Raw genomic sequence first — 20,074 nt, forward strand, 5'->3', positions numbered from 1 at the left:
ACCCGTTTACGTCCGGTCATTCCCGCTGGTCGTCGGCGCGCTGGGCAACACCGACGGATCGAGCAGCGAACTGCGCCCGGCGCGCCAGCAATCCACCACATGATCACCGAAGCGATCCTCGAGCAGATTCGTCGCCTGGATGCCGAACACGATCGACGGAACCAGCGCGGGTTCGCGAGTGGCCAGATCGCCGATGACGCCGTCGCGCATGACCTGCTCGTGCACGGCGTCGGCCTCGACGTGTTCGCGGTAGAACAGCACACACGCCGGGTCGGCGCCCATCTGCTCCAAGATCTCCACCAGCCGCGCCGATCCCGGCGGCGAGGTGATCTCCACAGTGGCGAAATGGCCGACCAGCGCACCCCGCCACTTGCGGTGCAGCCCGAACAGCGACATGGTGTTGACCAGCGCGATCATCGGCGTCGGCACGGCGTCGAGGTAGTGCAGGTACCCGGAGTCCAATCCGGCGCCCTCGAGGAGGTCGGCGAACAGCCGGGCGTGGACGCGTTCGCCGCGCCCGCCGCCGAACTCGTCGAACTCCACCGCCACCAGCGACGCCTTGGCCTGGCCGCGCAGCCGCGGAATCACCCAGGCGTACGGGTCGGCTTCCTTGTGGTGGTAGATCGACCGGTGCACGAAGTATTCGCGCAGATGAGTCCAGTCGGGGTGCTCGCGCAGCTGCCTGGCCACGCCCGGGGCGTCCCTCGGCGCGGTGAGCAGGTGCTCGAGCTCGCCGTCGAGGTCGTGGCCGCCGGGGACGTCGTCGTGCAGGGCCTCCGACCAGGCCCGCTCCATCTCGGCCCGCAGCCGCAGCAGCCCCGGATCCCATTCCCAGTCCGGATCCACTCCGTCGAAGCCGTGATAGTGCAGCTCGTAGCAGGTGTGCAGGGCCAGGTGCAGATCGTCGCCGTACGGATCGACGTGCCCGGCGGGCGGCACCGGGTTGCCCGGCTGCCCGCGCAGCGTCTGCATCACGGCCTCCGACAGCGGGCCGCGGGGGCGGGGCAGCACGAAATGGTCCTCGATCACAGGGGACATGCTGCCCGCATACCCGGTGCCGTGGTGATCAATCAGCTCACAGCGCAATCCCGATGTACTTGGTTTCCAGGTATTCCTCGAGCCCTTCGGCGCCACCTTCCCGGCCCAGACCCGAGGTTTTCACCCCGCCGAAGGGCGCGGCGGGGTTGGAGACGACGCCGGAATTGAGGCCGATCATCCCGGTGTCGAGCCGTTCGGAGACGGTGAGCGCCTCGCCGATGTTCTCGGCGAATACGTAGCCGATGAGCCCGGCGTCGGTGTCGTTGGCCATGGCCACGGCCTCGTCGGTGGTGGCGAAGGTGCGGATCGGGGCGATGGGTCCGAAGATCTCCTCGCGCAGGATCGCCGAGGCCGGATCGAGATCGGTCAGCACGGTCGGTGCGACGAAATGGCCGGGGCCGGGGAGGGTCTTGCCGCCGGTGAGCACGCGGGCGCCGCGGTCGGTGGCGTCGTCGACGAGGGCGCTGACCTTGGTGACGGCGGCGGCGTCGATGAGCGGGCCGACGTCGGTGCCGGCGTCCAGTCCGTTGCCTACCGTCAGAGCGGCCAGGGCGTCGGCCAAGCGTCGGCCGAACTCCTCGGCCAGCGATTCGTGGACGAGGAACCGGTTGGCGGCTGTGCAGGCCTCGCCGGTATTGCGCATCTTGGCGGCGACGGCACCGGCGACGGCGCGATCGAGATCGGCGGAGGCGAGCACTACGAACGGCGCGTTGCCGCCCAGTTCCATCGATACCCGCAGCATGCGTTCGGCGGCTTGGGCGGTGAGCGCGCGGCCGACGGCGGTGGAGCCGGTGAAGGTGAGCTTGCGCAGGCGCGGGTCGGTGATGATCGGTTGGGACAGCTGCGGGGCCGACGAGGTGGTCACGCAGTTCACCACGCCGGGCGGCAGGCCGGCCTCGTCGAGCACGGTCATCAAGGCCAGCGTGGTCAACGGGGTCTGCGGGGCGGGCTTGATCACGACCGTGCAGCCCGCCGCGAGCGCGGGCGCGATCTTGCGGGTGCCCATGGCGAGCGGGAAGTTCCACGGCGTGATGGCGAAGACCGGGCCGACGGGCTGTTTCAGCGTCATGATCCGGTTGCCGCCGGACGGGGCGCGCAGGTAGCTGCCCGCAGCGCGCACGCCCTGTTCGGCGAACCAGCGCAGGAATTCCGCGCCGTAGGCGACTTCGCCGCGCGCCTCGGCGAGGGGTTTGCCCATCTCGAGGGTGATGAGGGTGGCGAACTGCTCGGCTCGTTCGTGCAGCAGTGTGAACGCGGCCATCAGGATGTCGCTGCGGGCGCGTGGATCGGTCTCGGCCCAGCCGGCTTGGGCGCGCACGGCGGCGTCGAGAGCGGCCAGGCCGGTGGCCGGATCGGCGTCCGCGACGTGGGTGAGTGTTGTTGCGGTGGCGGGGTTTTCGACGGCGAGAGTGGCGGCGTCGTCGGTCCAGTGGCCGTCGATGAAATGCCCGGTGGGCAGATCTCGTAATGCCTGGTCGGCGGCGGTCATGCGTTCTCCTGCCCGGTCCGGTCGAACATGATGACCTGGCGGATCGCCAAGCCGTCGGCGAGCAGGTCCATCGCCTCGTTGATCTCGGTCAACGCGATCCGCGACGAAATCAGCTTGTCCACCGGCAGTTTGCCCTCGCGCCACATCTGCGCGTACCGGGGGATGTCGCGGGCCGGGACCGCCGATCCGAGATAGCTGCCCACGACGGTGCGAGCTTCGGCGGTGATCGTCAACGGTGAGATCGACGCCCGCGCGGCCGGAGCGGGCAGGCCGACGGTGATCGTGGTGCCGCCGGATCGCGTTGCGGCGAAGGCGGTTTCGAAGGCGCGCGGATGGCCGGCGCATTCGATGACGTAGCGAGCCTTGATCCCGTTCTCGGCGACCTGCTCGGGGGTGTAGACCTCGGTCGCGCCCAGAGCCTTGGCCTGTTCGAGCTTGTCCGCGACGGTGTCCACGGCGATGATCTGGCGGACGTCCTGCGCCTTCGCGGTGATGACCGCCGCCATGCCGACACCGCCGAGCCCGACCACCATCACCGAATCCGACGGCGCCGGCGTGGCCACATTCAGGACCGCACCGCCGCCGGTGAGCACCGCGCAACCGAGGACCGCGGCGATATCCGGCGGGATATCGGCGTCGACCGGGACCGCGGAGGCGCGGTCGATCACGGCGTGGGTGGCGAACCCGGAGACGCCGAGGTGGTGGTGCACGGTTTCGCCGTCCCGGGTCAGGTGCCGCGAATGGTGCAGCAGTTCGCCCGCATTGTTGGTGAGGGTGCCCGCCGAACACGGCAGCCGCCCGTCCTCGGCGCAGGCCTCGCACTGTTCACAGCGCGGCAGGAACGACATCACCACCCGCTGGCCGGGCACCAGGTCGGTGACCGCGTCGCCGGTGGCTTCCACGATGCCCGCCGCCTCATGGCCGAGCAGCATCGGCGTCGGACGCAGGCGGTTACCGTCGACCACACTCAGATCCGAATGGCACACGCCGGCCGCCTCGATGCGGACCAGCAGTTCGGTGGGTCCGGGCGGGCTGAGTTCGACCTCACCCACGGTGATCGGCCGCGATCGCGCGAACGGCCGGGCCCGGCCGGATTCCTCGAGGACTGCTCCGGTGATCTTCATCGGCTCCCTGACGTCGTGATGGGCCCGGCGGTGCCGGGCGCGGGCGAGCGATTCCAAGATATGGCCGCGATCACCGCCTGTACATGATCGGGCCGTACATTCATTCGGGAGTTCAGTGTGCGCCGCGCACACAGATGGGAGCCGACCGTGGATCTTTCCTTGCTGGAGGACATCCATGCGGGCCTCACCGAGGCCGAACTCGACGCGCGGCTGGCCGAGGCGCTGCGGCGGCACGAGATCACCGAGGCCACCGCCGCGGCCGCGCGCGGCATCCACCGCAGGCTGGCGCAACGGCGTGAACGCGAAGAACTGCTGCGGGTGCTGCACGACACCGCGACAGACCTGACCGGAATCCGCGACGTGGAGGCGGTGCTGGCCGCCATCGTGCGCCGCACCCGGCTGCTGACCGGCAGCGATATGGCCTACATCAGCCTCAACGACTACCGCACCCGCGAAACCTACATCCGCAAATCCGACGGTGTGATCACCCAGGCCTACCGGACCATCCGGATGCCCATCGGCACCGGCGTGCTCGGCAAGGCCGCGGCCGGGTTGTCGCCGTATCAGTCGGCGGACTATCTCGCCGACCCCGATATCGTGCACCTGCCGCACATCGACGCCATCGTCCGCGCCGAAGGTGTGCGCGCGATCCTCGGGGTACCGCTGAACCTGCACGGCAGCGTGATCGGTGCGCTGCTGATCGCGGACCGGTCGCCGCGCAGCTATCCCAGCACCGTGATCGACCTCATCGACACCGTCGGCAAACACGCCGCCGTCGCGCTGGACAATGCCGAACGCTTCACCGAGATCACCAGTGCGCTCGATGATCTCGCGACCGAGCAGGACATCCACGTCGGCCGGGTGCGCCAGCTCCAGGACGTCATCGCCTTGGATGAACGGCTGATCGAAACCGTCGTCGGCGGGCGCGGACTCGCCGGATTCGTCGAGCTCGCCCATCAGGTGCTCGCGGCGCCCGCCGCGGTGCTCGATCCGGCGGGCGGAGTGCTGGCCGCCCACCCGGAAGGCCACGAGTGGGTCGAGGCGATCGCCGAACAGGTAGGCGGCGCGGAATTCGCCGGCGTGATCGCCACCGGGAAACCACGGGTGCTGCGCGACCGCACCCTGGTGCCCGCCAAGGCCGGTGGCACGCATCTGGCGACGCTGGTGCTGGCCGGCTCGATGCCCGCGGCGCAGGACGGGCTGCTCGAGCGGCTCGCGATCTTCCTGACCGTGCTTCGCCTGTTCGACCAGGTCGCCCACGATTCCGCGCAGCGCCAGCAGTTCGAGGTGCTCGACGACATCCTCTCCGGGCGCGGGGCGGACCCCGAGCAGGTGCAGCGGCGCGCGGCGCGCTTCGGTCTGCGGCCCGGCGATCGGCTGACCAGCATCGTCATCGACACCCACGGCGCCGACCACCGGCGCATCGACGCGCACGTCCGGCGGGCGCTCGGGGCGAGCCGGGCACTGGTGGCCGAGCACGGCGGGCATCTGTGCGTCCTCGTCGCCGACGGGCAGCACACGGTCGCGGCGCTGGAACGGGAGTTCGCGGCCCACGGTGTGCTCGCGACCATCGGGTACGCCGGGCCTGCCGCGGGTCTCGATACTGTGGCCGCGACCCATCGGCAGGCCGAACGGGCGCTGTCGACGCTGGTCCTGCTGGGCCGCGCGGGCGGCAGTCTCGACGGCGCGCGCCTCGGCGCGGTCGGTCTGCTGCTCGACGCGGCGGGCAAGCTCGGCGCCGAGTACGAACCACTCGGCGAGATCGCACCGCTGATCGACTACGACCGCGTGCACGGGACGGCGCTCACCGAGACCGCCTGGACGTACCTGGAAACCCATGCTGCCCTGGCCGACACGGCCGCTCGGCTGTTCATCCACCGCAATACGGTGCGGCAGCGGCTGGCCCGCATCGCGGATCTGCTCGGCGACGACTGGCTCGACAACACCCGCCGCCTGGACCTGCACCTGGCGCTGCGGGTCTGGAAATTGCGGTCGTCTCCCACTCAGTAGACCGATAACGGCAGTGGCTGCCATTAATGCGTAGGCTCCGCGATCATCCGGTCCGGCGTCGCCCCGCCGGATCGGCGCCGTCGAAGCCGCCATCGCCACCACCGTGGCCTGCGGTCAGGCGGTGGTGTTCGTCAGCGCCGGCATGACCCACATGGTGTGTGACGGGCTGTCCTGCGCGGACGCGGCCGCCGCTGTCGCCCGCGCCATGTTCGGGCGCACCGAACCTCCGAGCGGTGCCGCATCGGCACCGCGGAACGAAAGGATCTCCCCATGAATCTCGCTGACAAAGTTGTCCTGGTCACCGGTGGCGCGCGTGGGCTCGGTGAAGCGTTCGCGCGCGGCATCGTGGCCGCCGGCGGCCGGGTGATGATCGGCGACCTGCTCGATGAGGAAGGCGCGGCGGTCGCCGCCTCGCTCGGCGACAAGGCCGGCTATGTGCATCTCGACGTCACCGATCCGGCCGACTGGCAGGCCGCTGTCGACGCCACCGTCGCCGCGTTCGGCAAGATGAGCGGCCTGGTCAACAATGCCGGCATCTCCGCTTCCGGCCAGACCGTGGCCGACGAACCACTGGACACCTTCCAGCGCATCATCCAGATCAACCTGGTGTCGGTGTACACCGGCATCCACACCGCGGTGCCCGCCATGCGCGCGGCCGGCGGCGGCTCCATCGTCAACATCTCCTCGGCGGCCGGTCTCATCGGTATGGCCTTGACCGGCGGATACGGTGCCGCGAAGTGGGGCGTGCGTGGCCTGACCAAGGTGGCGGCGGTGGAGCTGGGGCGGGAGAACATCCGCGTCAACTCCGTGCACCCCGGCATGGTCTACACCCCGATGACCGCGCCCACCGGCATCAGCCCCGAACCGGGCGCCTTCCCCAACAACCCGTTCCAGCGGGTGGGCCGGGCCGAGGAACTCGTCGGCGCCGTCACCTACCTGCTCAGCGACGCCGCCTCCTATACCACCGGCGCCGAACTCGCCGTCGACGGCGGATGGACCGCCGGGCCGTCGGTGGAATACATCATGGGGCAGTGAACCGGCTCAGTTCTCGAGTCCGGCCAGGCGCGCGCTGTCGGGCCACAACGCTTGTGCCAGTTCGTCATCGCGCGCGAGGGCCGAGGGGTCCGGCCAGGTGAGGCTGCCGCTGCGCAGGGCGGCATAGGTGCGGCCGGACGGGGGAGTGACGGTGCCGAGGATCAGGCCTGCCAGCGCTCGTCCGGCCGCTTCTGGCGTGTTCATCGTCGGAGTGAAACGCCGCAGTGGTGCGGCGACCGGCGTGCCGAGGACCTTCCACGCGATCCGCAGCGGCAGCGCGAGATCGCGCGCCAAGCCGGTGCCGAACACCTGGCCGGGGTCGTAGGCGAGAGCCGTGATGCGACGTGCTCGCATGTCCGCGTCGTTGTTCAACGCGCGGACGGTGAGGACCGCGCACAGTTTGGACGCGGTGTAGGCGTGTTCACCGGCCTTCTTCGGGCGGGTGTGCCGATCCGGGTCACGGTCGGGATGGGCGAGCAGTTCGGCGTCGGCGTGGCGCGGAGTCGCCAGTGCCGCACCGGTTTCGGGGTCGTGCGTGCCGCTGGTGGTCAACAGCACCCTGGCCCCGTCGGCGAGGGCGGGCGTGAGCAGGCGCAGCAGCAGGTAGTGCGCGAGATGGTTGACGGCGAACGTTGTCTCGAACCCTTCCGGAGTGCGGCCGGTATCGTCGGGTCGCACCACGCCGGCGTTGCACACCAGCACGTCGATGCCCGGCTCACCGAGGCGCCGCAGCACCGACTCCGCGAACGCGCGAACCGAGTCCAAGCGCGTCAGATCCAGCGCATCGGCGGGGTCCGCCGGAGCGCGAGCACCGACGATCAACGGCTCGGCCGACGCCGCGATCTCCCGCACCGCGAGCGCCCCGAATCCCGAACTGCCGCCCGTCATCACGATCGCCGCCACGACGTCCCCTTCGGTCGGTCCGATCGGCCGTCCTCAGAATACGCTCGGCGCCGCTGCTGCCGCGGCCTTCCCAGTGCCCGGCTACGACCCGATGCGGGCCGGAGCCCGTTGTTCGAGCCGGCGGATGAGTCCGTGCACCTTCGGGTCGGCGGCCAGGCGGCTGTCGAGGACGATGTTCACCGCGCCGCGCAGCAACGCGTAGGGCTCCCACCCGGAGGGCGCGATGGTGCGGGCGGCGCGGCGGGAGATGCCGTCGGCGATGGTGCGGGCGGCGTGTTCGGCGGTGATGCGGACATTGAGGGGCCAGGGCAGCATGGCGTCGAGTTCTATGCCGAGTTCGTCGGCGTCGAGCATGTCGTGGGTCATCGCGGTTTCCACCACACCGAAGTAGGCGATGCCCGCGCTGGCGCCGACGGCGGCGAGCTCGACCCGCAGCGCGCGGCCGAACTGTTCGACGGCGGCCTTGCTCATCATGTACGGCGATCCGCCCATACCCGGCGCGAATGCCGCACAGGAAGACACCACGACCACATGGCCTTTCGCCGCGATCACCGCGTCGAGCGCGGGATGCACGGTATTGAACACGCCGGTCAGGTTGATCCCCATGACGCGATCGAATTCGCGCGGATCCATCGTGCGCACGGTCGCGGGTGCGGGCGTCACGCCGGCATTGGCGACGACGATGTCGAGTGCCCCGAAACGGTCAATCGCGCGGTCGACGGTCTCGGCCATCTGCGCCCGGTCGGCGACGTCGGCGCCGAGCGCGAGCGCCCGCGGGCCGAGCGCGCGAGCCGCCGCCTGCGCCGCAGGTTCGTCGATATCGACGAGCACCACCGATGCGCCACGGGCGTACAGGATCTCGGCCAGCTCCAGTCCGATGCCCTGCCCGGCGCCGGTGATCAGCGCGGTTCGTCCGGCGACCCGGTAGTTGCCGCGACCGGTGAAGGGTGTGAATCTCAGGTCGATCATCGGGTCACCTCATAGGAATGCGCGTCGAATTTGCTGGTGCGGCGGCGGTATTCGAAACTCCAGTTCGGGTAGAGCCCGGCATTGCCACCGTCGGGGGTGGTGTAGTAGCTGGTGCAGCCGCCGGTCAGCCAGACCGTCGACGCGCTGCGCTCGGCCATCTCGCGCACGAACGCGTCCTGGACGTGGCGGCGCACCTCGACCCGCCGGGCACCGCTGTCTCGCATCATTGTCAGCGCGTCCACGATGTAGGTGATCTGGGATTCGATCATGTAGATCGCGGACTGATTGCCGGCCGCCCCGAACGGTGCGAGGGTCGCGAAGAAGTTCGGGAACTCCGCGACAGCGGTACCGAGGTACGACCGCGGCCGCTTCTGATACAGGTCCGCGATGGAACGCCCCTTGCGCCCGATGAACCGGTCGAACACCGAGGGAATGGGATCGAAACCGGTGCCGTAGATGAGGGTGTCGACCGGGATCTCCTCGCCCGCCCAGGTGACGATGGATCGCGGCCTGACCTCGGCGATCGGATCGGTCACCACATCGACATTCGGCTGGTCCAGCGCCGGCAGATAGGCGTCGGAGAAGATGGCGCGTTTGCAGCCGATCATGTAATCGGGCGTCACCTTCCTCCGCAATTCCGGGTCCCGGATCTGGCGCCGCAACTGCATGCGCCCCAGCAGCTCATACGGATGACGGAAACGGTTGTCCACGAAGCCGACCAGCCCGAAGCCCTCGATCAGGGTGTACCAAGTGCCGCGAATCGCCTTCTGCGCCAAAGGCACCCGATCCAGGATCATCCGCTCCAGCGCGAGGGTGCGCCGATCCAGGCGCGGCACGATCCACGGCGCCGACCGCTGGAAGACGGTGAGCCTGCCGACCTTCGGCTGGATCTCGGGAATGAACTGCACCGCCGAGGCGCCCGTCCCGATGACCGCGACCCGCTCACCGGCCAGATCGTGATCGTGATTCCAGTGCAGCGAATGGAAGGCGGTGCCCTCGAACGAGTCCAGACCCGGCAGTGACGGATACTTCGCCTCGGCGAACACTCCCGCCGCCGAGATCAGGAAATCCGCGGTCATCGGTCCCCGCGAGGTATCGATGCGCCAGTGCGAACGCTGCTCGTCCCAGTGTGCGGCGGTCAGCTCGGTCTCGAACCGGATATGGCGCACCACATCGTGTTCGGTCGCCACCGAGCGCAGATACGCCAGGATCTCCTGCTGTTTGCCGTAGGTGCGTGACCAGCGTGGATTCGGTGCGAACGAATAGCTGTACAGGTGGGAGGGCACATCGCAGGCGCAGCCGGGGTAGGTGTTGGCCTGCCAGGTGCCGCCCAGATCGCCGGCGCGTTCCAGTACGACCAGATCGTCGAAACCGGCCTCCCGGAGTTTGATGGCCAGCCCGATGCCGCCGAATCCGGCGCCGACGATGGCAATGCGGGTGTGCTCGGGAAGAGTGGACATGGCGGTGGACTCCTCGTCGGGGCGTATCGCGACACGTGTGCGTCGAATGCTCGGGAACAGGGGGATCAGAGATCGATCACCAGCGAGTGGCCGGCCGCGCGGGACACGCAGGTGAGCATCCGGCCCTTGCGTTCGGCTGCGGTGAGCAGCCGGTCGCGGTGATCGACCTCGCCGGCCAGCACGGAAACCTTGCAGGTCCCGCAGAAGCCCTGCCGGCAGGAATAGAGGACATCGGGCACCGCACGGGCGATGGCGGTCAACGCGGTTTCGCCGGCGTCGACGCGCACCGTCGTCCCGGTGCGGGCGAGGGTGAGATCGAAGGGCCTGCCGTCGACCACCGGCAGCGCCGAGAAGCGTTCGGTGTGCAGCGAACCGGTGGGATTCAGCTCGAAGAACACCCGCTGGGCCGCCGCCAGCACCGGCGGCGGGCCGCAGACGTACACCGCCGCACCCGGCGCCGCGCGGGCGATCAACTCCGCGATGCGCGGCGTGCCGTATTCGTCATCCGGCAGGACCTCGGCGGTCGCGGGCAGCTCATCGAGAAACGGCATGGTCGCGCGGGAGCGCCCCAGATAGATGAGCTGTCCGCGCGCGCCCGCCGCCTTGGCCATCGGCAGGATCGGGGTGATGCCGATACCGGCGGCAAGGAACAGGTACGACGGTGCGTCGACGAAGGTGAACGCATTGCGTGGTCCGCGCACCCGGATCGCGTCACCGGGGCGCAGGGTGTCGTGGACTTCGACCGAACCGCCGCCGCCGTCGGGGAGACGCCGCACCGCGATCCGGTAGGAGTAGCGGTCGGCGGGGTCGCCGCACAGGGAGTACTGGCGTTGCCTGCCCGAGGGCAGGACGAGGTCCACGTGCGAGCCCGGTGTCCATAACGGCAGCGGGCCGCCGTCGGTGGCGCGCAGCTCGAGAACTCGCACGTCCTCGGCTGCCATGCTGCTCGACGCGAGCACCATGGACAGTTCGAAGCCGCTGCGCCGCACCGGTTTCGGCCGGGACAGCAGGGGCGCCGCCGGACCGGCCACGAACAGGTGTTTGTACACGTCGACGGCCGTGGCCAGCACGCGCAGGCTCGCCGGGGGAGCGGGGCGATCGGTCACCGTCACCACGCCACCAGGTGCTCGTCGGCGCCGGGCTCGTGCGCCGCGCGGGCCGCAGGCGAACGGGCCAGGTAGCGCAGCGCATTGTCCATCGAACCCAATTGCGAGGGATGGAAACTCGGCCGCAGATACCGGGGCATCTCGGTGAAGAACACCGTCCAGCTCGGAATCACCCCGCGCGCGGTCGCGCTGACGAATTGCAGCGGCCAGAACCGGCCCTTGTCGGGCGAGGGATCCTTGCGATACAGATACGCCGTCGACACGATGAACAGCGGCAGCAGCGTCGCGGTCGCCAGCAGCGCGGTGCGCGCCCGCCGGGCATAGCCGCCGTCCAGATGCATATAGGCGTCGAAGACGACGCTGCGGTGCTCGACTTCCTCGGCGCCGTGCCAGCGGACCAGATCGAGCATCGTCGGATGCATCCCCTTCTGCTCGAGCACCCGGGCTTCCAGCAGCCATTCGCCGATCACCGCGGTGAAATGCTCCATCCCGGCGAACAATCCGAGTCGTTCGCGCAGCCAGGCGCGCTTGGCCCGACCGGTCAGGCCGTGATCGCCGAGCACCCGATCGACCAGCCACGACACCGCGTGCACATATCCCTCGGCGTCGAGCCCCAGTGATTGCAGATGCTTGCGGGCGCCTTCGTGGCTGCTGGCGTGCATCGTCTCCTGGCCGACGAAGCCCTGCACTTCCTCGCGCAGCCGTGGGTCATCGATATGGGGCAGCGCCTCGGCCAACGCCATCGCCATCGCGCGTTCGCCTTCGGGCAGCACCAGATGCATCACGTTGACGATGTGGGTGGCCAGGACCTCGCCGGGGATGTAGTGCATGGGCACCGACCCGAAGTCGAAGTGCACGTCGCGGGCGTGGATCGCGTGCGCTTCTTCCTGGTACGGACGCCTCGTTGCGTCGATTTCCGCCATGCGCCGACCGTACAGTGCAACAAATCGCATTGCAATGTTGCAGCAACAAATCGCGGCAGAATGTTGCACAACCGCCTCGGGTTGCTACGTTGGGAGCTGTGACCACCGCGGCAGCCAGCAGGGACGACGTCGATTCGATCGAATCGCGAATCCTCGATGCCGCACTCGTGCAGTTCGCCGACGTCGGCATCAAGAAGACGACGATCGAGGACATCGCCCGCAAGGCCGGCGTCGACCGGGTGACCGTCTACCGGCGCATCGGTTCCCGCGACGACCTCGTACGCGCGGTGGCGTTGCGCGAAGTGAACGCCGTGCTCACCGAACTCGAGGACGTCGCGGCGCGCAACGACACGCTCGCCGACTTGGTCGCCGACATCTTCGTCACCGTCGTCACCCGCTGGCGCGAGCATCCCCTGGTCCGGCGGATGCTGACCGCCGAACCCGACCGCCTGCTGCCCCAGCTCACCACTGAGGGCGGCGCCGCGTTCACGGTGTCGGCGGCCGCGGGTACGGCGGCGCTCCAGCAGGCGGTCGAGCGTGGTCTGCTGGAGGATTCACCCGAGTTGGGGACCCGGGTCGAGATCGCCTGCCGCTTCGTGCACTCGCTGATCTTGCAGCCGGTCGGCTCGATTCCGCTCGACACCGATGATCAGATGCGCGAGTTCGCCCGCAACTATCTGGTGCCCATCGTCACCGGCTGACGCGTCGCCGGTCTATTGCTCGTCGTCACCCTCTTCGGCCTCGGCATTGAGTGCCTTTTCCAGTTCCACGCGCAAGCGGTTCGCGGTCGCGGTGTCGCCGGCGTCGTCGGCGGTGGTGATGTCCTGGCGCAGCTGCGCGATCGTGTCCTGGGAAACCATGAATCCTCCTTCGAGGTCGCGCGGTCGGGCTGTCCCTGACGGGATGTCCGGTTTCGCGGCGGGGAAACCGGCGGGTGGCCCGGTCGCCGGGGTACGGTGCCACTTCGAGTACTCGCGATGAGACCGCCGTCACACTGATTCGGTGAACGATTGTGCTCTGAACGGGTAGATCGCGTTTCTGCTCGTGTGTGGCGATGTGTTTCGGGTATGGCAGCAGATGTGGTCGAAAACCGTCGGCCAGCTGCGCGATGACGGAGCTGTGCCGGTGTCCGAAAATATGTAGTACTGTCCGTAACATTCATATGAGACGAGTGTTGACTCATTGCAGTGGGAGGTCTTCGTGTCCGGCGTGATCCACGAAGCGGCAGGGAGACTGTCCGCACAAGGCACCGAAGGCGGTGGAGCGGCGCTCGACCAGGTCGCCATCATGACCGGCTCGGCCGGCGTCATCGCCCTGGTGCTGCTGTGGGTGGGGTACCTGCACCGCACGCGCCGCATCACCTGGCTGGGCACGCTGGCCGACCGCATCGGCGCCCTGGTGAACCGGCCCGGCTGGGTGGCGCTGCCCATCGTGATGTTCCTGGCGACCATCCTCACCGCGCTGCTCGGCTTCATCTGGGATGTCAGCCTGCACATCGGCAACGGCCGCGACGAAGGGCCGCTGGCCAATCCGGCGCACTACTTCATCCTCGCGGGCCTGTTCTTCCTGTTCACCGCGGGCATGCTGGCCATCGTGCTGCCGCTGGACGACAAGCCCGGCGTGGCGGCCGTGCGCATCACCCGCACCTGGTACGCGCCGGTCGGCGGCATTTTGATCGCCGGTGCGGGCCTGTACGCACTGATCGGGTTTCCGCTCGATGACATCTGGCACCGGCTGTTCGGCCAGGACGTCACCCTGTGGGGCCCCACGCATCTGATGCTGATCGGTGGCGCTGGCCTGTCGCTGGTCGGTGTGCTGCTGCTCGAATTCGAGGGCTCGCGCAACCGGCCCGATCCCGACCGGGCCGACAACCGGGTGAACTGGTTGCTGCGCGCGTTCGCCTTCGGTGGCCTGATCATCGGATTGTCGGTGTTCCAGGTCGAATTCGATTTCGGCGTCGAGCAGTTCCGGCTGGTGCTGCAACCGATGCTGATCGTCGCGGCGGCCACCGTCACCCTGGTCGCGGCCCGCGTGACGCTCGGTGCGTTCAGCACGTTCGTCGTCGTGGCCTTCGCCGCGGTGGTGCGCGGGGTGGTCGCGTTCCTCGTCGGTGGCCCGATCATCGATGCGCCGCGCAATGTCTTCCCGCTGTATCTGGGCGCCGCGGTCGTGGTGGAGTTGATGGCCTTGCTGCCGCTGGCGAAGCGCCGGGTGTGGTGGGGTGCGCTGACCGGGTTCGCGGTGGCGACCGTCGGCATCTGGCTGGAATCGCTGTGGGTGTCGGCGATGTTCGTCGATCCGTGGCCCGCGGCCATGTGGCCGGAACTGCTGGCGATGGCGGTGCCGACGGGTGTGGCCGGCGGTGTGGTCGGTGCGCTGTTCGGCATCGTGCTGCGCGGTGAGCCGCTGCCGCGTCCGCCGGTACGGCGGGCGCTGATGGTCGCCGCGGTGGTGATCGTCGGTGCGGCCACGGCGAACGGGCTGATCATCGAGGTGCCGGAGAAGGCGTCGGCCACGGTGACGTTGCGTGAGGCCGAACCCGTCGACGGCGGGCGTATGGTGACCGCCGATATCCGCTTCACCCCGTCCGATCTGGTCGGCGAGGATCCGGAATGGGTGCAGATCCTGGCCTGGCAGGGCGGTGTGGGCTCCGACAGTCCGGGCCGCGGCCTGGTCGTCGATCATCTGCGGCGCGTCGGCGAAGGTCACTACGAGTCGACCGAACCCGTTCCGGCGCACGGCACCTGGAAGACGGTGCTGCGGGTGCAGGACGGGCGGATGCAGACCGCGCTGCCGATCTTCATGCCCGAAGACCCGGGTATCGGTGCGGCCGAGGTGGCGGCGCCGCCTGAGTTCACCCGGGATTTCGTCGCCGAGATCACCGTCTTGCAGCGTGAACGTTCCTTCGATCATCCGGCCTGGTTGTTCGGCGCGGCCTCGCTGCTGGTGTTGCTGTGCAGCCTGATCCTGATCGGTGCCCTGTCGTGGGGTGCGGCCCGGATCAACGACCGCTACCTGGCGGCGGCGCCGCAACCGAGTCCGGTGAGCGGCGGATGATCCTGGCCGTCGACCGGGTGGACGTGCTGGCCGACCACTCGGTCCTGCTGGCGGTTCCCGCCTTCGCGCCGGCGTTCGTGGTGGTCGGCATCATCGTGTTCATCGCGGTGCGCGACCGGCGCGCCGAGAAACGCGAGAACGACCAGGAAGCCGCACCGGCCCAGCCCCCTTCGCTCGATGATGAGGAGCCTCGATGACCCGCACCTGGCGGTACTGCGCGCTGACACTGTTGGCCGGCGCCACGATGCTGGCCTGTTCGACCACACCGGACCAGGCCACGCCCACCTCGGCGCAGCCGGCGCCGGCCTCGGCCACCGATTCGGCCGACGCCTTGGTGATCGAGGTGCGCATCGCCGACGGCACGGTGACGCCTGTGAATGCGCGCATGGACGCCACGGTGGGCCGGCCGATCGAACTGGTCGTCGACAGTGACACCGAGGAAGAACTGCACGTGCACGCCACCCCGGAGCACACCTTCACGGTGGTGCCCGGAGCCGGTCAGCGGTTCGCTTTCACCGTCGAGGTGCCCGGCCGGGTCGAGATCGAGTTGCACGGATCGCACCGGACGGTGGCGACGGTGGACGTCCGCCCGTGACCGATGTGCTCGCGCACGGGATCTCCGGCGCGACCGATCTGCCGATTCCGTTGTCGTATGCGCTGATCGGCGCGGCCTGGGCGTTGACGTTCTCGTTCGCGGTGCTGGCGTTCGCGTGGCGGGAACCGCGGCTGGATCCCGATTCGCCGGGCGTTCGGCTGCCCGGATTCCTGCGTGCCGCATTGGATTCGACGTGGACGCGGACGGTACTCGCCGCGGTCGGCGTGATCGGCGCCGCTGTGGTGGTGGCGGCCGGGTTCGCCGGTTCGCGGGATCCGGCGGATAACCCGGTGCCCGGCATCGTTTACATCTTCGTCTGGGTGGGCGTCCCGGTGGTGTCGCTGGTGTTCGGCCCGGTGTGGAAGGTGGTGTCGCCGCCGCGCGCGGTGCACCGGATGCTGTGCCGGCTCACCGGCCGGGTTCCCGGCCGGGGGCTGTTCCGGTACCCCGAGTCGTGGGGGTATCGACCCGCGGCGGTGCTGCTGTTCAGTTTCGTCTGGCTGGAATTGGCTTCACCGGAACCGGGTTCGGTGCTCGCGGTGACGATCTGGTTCACCGGATACCTGCTGATCGGCACTGTGGGGCTGTTCCTGTTCGGCACGGTGTGGGCCGAGCGCGCGGATCCGCTCGAGGTGTACAGCAGCCTGCTGGCCCGGCTGAGCCCGCTGGCGCGCGGTGCGGACACGGCGCTGGTGCTGCGGTGGCCGCTGAACAATCTGGCGGGAACCCCGGCAGTGCTCGGTTCGGTCGCGGTCGCTGCCACGCTGCTGGGATCGACGGCGTTCGACAGCTTTTCGATGTTTCCGGGCTGGCGCGATCTGCTCATCGAGGTGGGCGGCGATTCCACCCTGGTCACCACACTGCTGCGCACCGCCGGATTGCTCGGGTTCATTCTGGTGGTGTGGGCGGTCTTCGAGCTCGCGACCCGCGCGACCGGCGGTCTGAGCCGTGAGCAGCGGGCGCGGTTGCCGATTCGGCTCGCGCACAGTCTCACCCCGATCGTGGCCGGCTACATCATCGCCCACTACCTGACCTTCCTGGTGGAGAAGGGCCAGGCGACGCTGATCCTGTGCGCCGACCCGTTCGGGCGCGGATGGAATATCGCGGGCCTGGCCGACCTCGACGTGCACTACATCCTGTCCAGCCATCCCTCGGTGCTGGCCACCCTCAAGGTGCTCGCCGTGCTGACCGGCCACATTCTCGGCGTCGCCGCCGCCCACGACCGCTGCCTGCGGCTGCTGCCGCCCCGGCACCGGCTGACCGGGCAGCTCGCGCTCATGCTGGTGATGGTCGGGTTCACCTTCACCGGGCTCTACCTGCTGTTCGAGGCGTGAGCGTCAGCGGCCCTTCCAGATCGGGTCGCGCTTCTCGGTGAACGCGCGCACGCCCTCGGCCGCGTCCTCGGAGAACAGTGCGGTGGAGGCGATGTCGGATTGCCGGTCGAAGGCGTCGCCGGTGGTCCAGTCCGCGGCTTCCACCACGATCTGTTTGCTGCCGAGCACACTCAACGGTGCGTTGACGGCGATCCGCTCGGCGAGGGCGAGCGCGGCCGTCAGCGCTCCACCCGGTTCGGCGATCACGTTGATCAAACCGAATTCGGCGAGCTTGGTGGCGGGCATGGGGTCCCCGGTGAGCGCGAGTTCCATGGCGATATTGCGGGGCAACCGCTCCCGCAGCCGCAGCACACCGCCCGCCGCGGCGATCAAGCCACGCTTCGGTTCCGGTATGCCGAACTGTGCATCACGCGCCGCGACAATGAGGTCGGCGGCCAGTGCGAGTTCGCAGCCACCGGCCAGCGCCGGACCCTCGACCGCGGCGATGAGCGGCTTGCGTGGCGGCTTCCCCGTCAGACCCAACGGCCCGCGGCCTTCGGTCAACGGCGCTTCACCGCCGGCCATGGCTTTGAGATCCATGCCGGAACTGAAACAGCCGTCGGCGCCGGTCAGGACGGCGACTCGCAGGGCCGGATCGGCGTCGAACGCATCGCAGGCCCGTTCCAGCGCGACGGCCATGGCGTGGTTGATCGCATTGCGGACCTCCGGCCGGTTCAGCGTGATGATCATGACCGGGCCGCGCCGCTGCACCAGCACCGGGGGCGGGGGAGGAGCGGGAAGCTCGATCGGGCGGTCGCCGTCGATGGTGATCTGCTCGCCGCGCACGGTCACCGGCAGTCCGAGTGCGTCGGTGTCGGCGAGCCTATCGACCAGCTCGGATTCCTCGCTGCGCAACAATACTCGGGCGCCCTCGGGAGTGAGCAGGCTCAGGATGGCGGCTTCGGGGCGGCCGTCCCGGTCATACGGCAGGGTGTAGGCCTCGACCACGGCGGGCCCCTCGTAGCCTTGGCGGACCGGGCGCGTCGGCGGATGGTCGACGATCGGGCGCAGATGCGCATACGGCTGCCGCGGCGGCGTCGCCGAGTAGATGCCGATCGCGTGCTTGGTGACGTACCAGCCGAGCGAGGTGCTCAACCCGAACGTCTCGGGATGCGCGCGCAGCTGCTCGACCATGGTGGCGACGGCGTGGGTGCCGTAGTTGTTGCCCGGTCCGCCGCCGAAGGTCAGCCCGCCGGTCACCGACAGCGGCCGGTCCGGGTCATCGACCGGCAGACCGAGCTCGCGGGCCGCGATCTGCACGGCCACCGGGAAGCAGGAATACAGGTCGACCGGACCGATCCGGTCGATCCCGATGCCCGCGTGTTCGAGGGCGGCGGCGCCGATGGTGCGGATCGCCGGGGACGCGGCCAGTTCCGTGCGCTCGGAGACGAACCACTCGTCGTGCGCGGACGCCCCCGCGTGCACGAACACCCACTTGTCCTGCGGGATACCGGCGGCCTCGGCCGCCGCCGCGCTGCACAGGATCAGTCCAGAGGCCATGTCCACCTGAAGGTTGGCGCACAGCAGTTTGGTGTAGGGCGCCGTCACCATCCGATTGTCGGCCGTCGGGGTGATCAGCTCGTCGGCGGTGAACTCCTGGGGCAGCCAGGCATTCGGATTGTGCGCGGCGACCGCCGACATCCGCGACCACAGTTCGCCGATCGCGCGCAGATGCTGCTTCGGTTCGCGGCCGAGGCGATGCCGGTTGGCCGATTCCATGAGTGCGTACATGTAGATGGGCGCACCCAGTCCAGCGGCGATTTCCGCGGGGTTGTTCGCTTCGCGGTCGACGCCCGCCGTTCGCGTCGGTGCCACCTCGGGGCCCTGCTCCGGCCAGGCGACCTCGGTGCCGGAGCGTTGCGCGGCGGCCAGGGTCGCGCCGGCCTCCGCGCCGGTCACCAGCACCATGTCGTAGGTGCCGTCGGAAATTGCCTGAGCTGCTTCATTGATCAGCAGCTGGCCGCCGTCGCCGCCGTATCGCGACGACTGTACGGTGTCGACCGCGCGCGCACCGACCGCCTCGGCCACCAGCGCACCCATATCGCGGTACTGCCAGGAGGCGCTGGCCACCGCGAACACCGCATCGGCGCCGGCGAGCAGACTCTCACCCGCCGTGGCGTCGGCGGCGGCCAGGCGCAAGGCGCGTGCGGCGAGCGTCGCCGGATCGGCGGCGGTATCCGGGGCGTGCGAGACGACCTGCCCCGCGCCGACGAGCACCGGAGTATTCGGGGCGAGCGTGCGACCGGATGCTGTGTGCACCACGGGCTTTCGTGCGTTCCGGTTGGACAGCGGCCCGGCCGCGGCCACCTTGTCCGGCACCCGATCCAGCGACTCCCGCAGCGCCTCCGACAGGGTGCGCACCAGCGATGCGCCCAGCGGGCCTTCGACCGGCTGCCCGGACAGTCCCGCGTCGAAGCAGGCGAGCGAGCCGCCGTCCTCGGGATAGACCGTCAGCCAGAATCCGAGCGTCAGGCCCATCGGCCCGCGACCGCGCAGCGCGATCGCGGTGGCGTCGGCCGAGGTCACCGTCCAGGCGATATCGGCGGGCAACCCCATGAACTTGACCTGCTGGCCGAACTCGAGCCCGGCATACGCGCCGGTCGGGGTCTCACCACGGAAGGCGGCGTGCATGGTGAGCCATTCGGGGAACCTGGCGGGGTCGGTCAGATAGGCCGCCACCGTGTCCGCGGGCGCGTCGAGGTGTGTGGCGGCGTGTGCGCGCTTGCCGAACTCCGCGAGACCGGCGGGCGGCACGTGGCCGGTGTCGGCCGGTGCGGCGGCCGGAGATTCGGACCGGCCGAGCGCGCCGGCAGCGAGATCCCGCAGGATGCGCGGGTTGCCGACCACCGCTCCGGTGAGCTGACGCACCGCCCGCACCTGGTTACGTGCCTGCTTCAGCACGCGAGGGACACCACTCACGCCGGTCACCACCTTGTTCTCGCCGTCGATGGAACTACTGCATGCTCAATAGTTCCGTGGAACTATTAGATGT

At 69.3% G+C, this 20,074-nt stretch carries 17 protein-coding genes; 7 read left to right on the plus strand and 10 right to left on the minus strand.

Annotated features, from left to right (window positions below; genetic code table 11):
• Positions 1 to 6: 6 nt before the first annotated feature.
• From FEK34_RS13265 to FEK34_RS13275, 3 genes are read right to left on the minus strand one after another with little or no spacing between them, the layout of a single operon-like run.
• Positions 7 to 1,038 carry an iron-containing redox enzyme family protein gene (locus FEK34_RS13265; protein WP_138448187.1) on the minus strand — a complete coding sequence of 344 codons (1,032 nt, stop codon included), beginning with the start codon at positions 1,036 to 1,038 and terminating at the stop codon, positions 7 to 9.
• A gap of 37 nt (positions 1,039 to 1,075) precedes the next feature.
• Entirely contained in the window at positions 1,076 to 2,527 is a 1,452-nt protein-coding gene (locus FEK34_RS13270) for an NAD-dependent succinate-semialdehyde dehydrogenase (protein WP_138448188.1), read from the minus strand.
• Positions 2,524 to 3,651 (minus strand): zinc-binding dehydrogenase, encoded by a 1,128-nt coding sequence (locus FEK34_RS13275; protein ID WP_138448189.1) that lies wholly within the window; start codon positions 3,649 to 3,651, stop codon positions 2,524 to 2,526. The genes FEK34_RS13270 and FEK34_RS13275 overlap by 4 nt, the downstream gene beginning before the upstream one ends.
• A gap of 147 nt (positions 3,652 to 3,798) precedes the next feature.
• Between FEK34_RS13275 and FEK34_RS13280 the strand changes: the two genes are divergently transcribed.
• Both FEK34_RS13280 and FEK34_RS13285 read left to right on the plus strand, forming a co-directional pair.
• Positions 3,799 to 5,661 carry a helix-turn-helix domain-containing protein gene (locus FEK34_RS13280; protein ID WP_138448190.1) on the plus strand — a complete coding sequence of 621 codons (1,863 nt, stop codon included), beginning with the start codon at positions 3,799 to 3,801 and terminating at the stop codon, positions 5,659 to 5,661.
• Positions 5,662 to 5,931: 270 nt separating this feature from the next.
• On the plus strand, positions 5,932 to 6,696 hold the full coding sequence (locus tag FEK34_RS13285) for a glucose 1-dehydrogenase (RefSeq protein WP_138448191.1): 765 nt from the start codon (positions 5,932 to 5,934) through the stop codon (positions 6,694 to 6,696).
• 6 nt (positions 6,697 to 6,702) lie between these two features.
• On the opposite strand, the gene FEK34_RS13290 is transcribed toward FEK34_RS13285, so the two are convergent.
• The 5 genes from FEK34_RS13290 to FEK34_RS13310 form a co-directional block, all read right to left on the minus strand.
• Positions 6,703 to 7,599 (minus strand): SDR family NAD(P)-dependent oxidoreductase, encoded by an 897-nt coding sequence (locus FEK34_RS13290; protein ID WP_138448192.1) that lies wholly within the window; start codon positions 7,597 to 7,599, stop codon positions 6,703 to 6,705.
• An 81-nt stretch (positions 7,600 to 7,680) separates the two neighbouring features.
• Positions 7,681 to 8,568: a short-chain dehydrogenase/reductase gene (locus FEK34_RS13295; protein WP_138448193.1), complete on the minus strand. Its 888-nt coding sequence runs from the start codon at positions 8,566 to 8,568 to the stop codon at positions 7,681 to 7,683.
• Entirely contained in the window at positions 8,565 to 10,028 is a 1,464-nt protein-coding gene (locus tag FEK34_RS13300) for a flavin-containing monooxygenase (protein WP_138448194.1), read from the minus strand. Before FEK34_RS13300 ends, FEK34_RS13295 begins: the two co-directional genes overlap by 4 nt.
• A gap of 65 nt (positions 10,029 to 10,093) precedes the next feature.
• The gene (locus FEK34_RS13305) at positions 10,094 to 11,140 is read right to left on the minus strand and encodes a PDR/VanB family oxidoreductase (RefSeq protein WP_138448195.1); all 1,047 of its coding nucleotides are present in this window, start codon (positions 11,138 to 11,140) and stop codon (positions 10,094 to 10,096) included.
• Positions 11,137 to 12,057, minus strand: a complete 921-nt coding sequence (locus tag FEK34_RS13310; protein WP_138448196.1) for a metal-dependent hydrolase — start codon at positions 12,055 to 12,057, stop codon at positions 11,137 to 11,139. Before FEK34_RS13310 ends, FEK34_RS13305 begins: the two co-directional genes overlap by 4 nt.
• A 98-nt stretch (positions 12,058 to 12,155) precedes the next feature.
• Between FEK34_RS13310 and FEK34_RS13315 the strand changes: the two genes are divergently transcribed.
• Entirely contained in the window at positions 12,156 to 12,758 is a 603-nt protein-coding gene (locus FEK34_RS13315) for a TetR/AcrR family transcriptional regulator (RefSeq protein ID WP_138448197.1), read from the plus strand.
• Between the two features lie 12 nt (positions 12,759 to 12,770).
• Here the strand turns inward: FEK34_RS13315 and FEK34_RS29980 are convergent, their stop codons facing one another.
• Positions 12,771 to 12,917 carry a hypothetical protein gene (locus tag FEK34_RS29980; RefSeq protein WP_171048203.1) on the minus strand — a complete coding sequence of 49 codons (147 nt, stop codon included), beginning with the start codon at positions 12,915 to 12,917 and terminating at the stop codon, positions 12,771 to 12,773.
• A 427-nt stretch (positions 12,918 to 13,344) separates the two neighbouring features.
• On the opposite strand from FEK34_RS29980, the gene FEK34_RS13320 reads away from it, so the two are divergent.
• Genes FEK34_RS13320 through FEK34_RS13335 form a run of 4 tightly spaced genes read left to right on the plus strand, consistent with a single transcriptional unit; the run spans position 13,345 to position 17,043 of the window.
• A complete protein-coding gene (locus FEK34_RS13320; protein ID WP_249359233.1) occupies positions 13,345 to 15,114 on the plus strand; it encodes a hypothetical protein in 1,770 nt (589 codons plus the stop codon).
• Complete coding sequence (locus FEK34_RS13325; RefSeq protein ID WP_138448199.1) at positions 15,111 to 15,311, plus strand: hypothetical protein; 201 nt, start codon at positions 15,111 to 15,113, stop codon at positions 15,309 to 15,311. The genes FEK34_RS13320 and FEK34_RS13325 overlap by 4 nt, the downstream gene beginning before the upstream one ends.
• Positions 15,308 to 15,709 (plus strand): hypothetical protein, encoded by a 402-nt coding sequence (locus tag FEK34_RS13330; RefSeq protein WP_138448200.1) that lies wholly within the window; start codon positions 15,308 to 15,310, stop codon positions 15,707 to 15,709. The genes FEK34_RS13325 and FEK34_RS13330 overlap by 4 nt, the downstream gene beginning before the upstream one ends.
• On the plus strand, positions 15,706 to 17,043 hold the full coding sequence (locus FEK34_RS13335; protein WP_138448201.1) for a hypothetical protein: 1,338 nt from the start codon (positions 15,706 to 15,708) through the stop codon (positions 17,041 to 17,043). Before FEK34_RS13330 ends, FEK34_RS13335 begins: the two co-directional genes overlap by 4 nt.
• A gap of 3 nt (positions 17,044 to 17,046) precedes the next feature.
• Here FEK34_RS13335 and FEK34_RS13340 read toward each other — a convergent pair whose 3' ends face one another.
• Positions 17,047 to 20,001 carry a crotonase/enoyl-CoA hydratase family protein gene (locus tag FEK34_RS13340; protein ID WP_138448202.1) on the minus strand — a complete coding sequence of 985 codons (2,955 nt, stop codon included), beginning with the start codon at positions 19,999 to 20,001 and terminating at the stop codon, positions 17,047 to 17,049.
• Between the last annotated feature and the right edge of the window lie 73 nt (positions 20,002 to 20,074).

It is taken from the genome of Nocardia cyriacigeorgica (assembly GCF_005863245.1).
In the GTDB taxonomy this organism is placed as follows: Bacteria; Actinomycetota; Actinomycetes; order Mycobacteriales; family Mycobacteriaceae; genus Nocardia; species Nocardia cyriacigeorgica_C.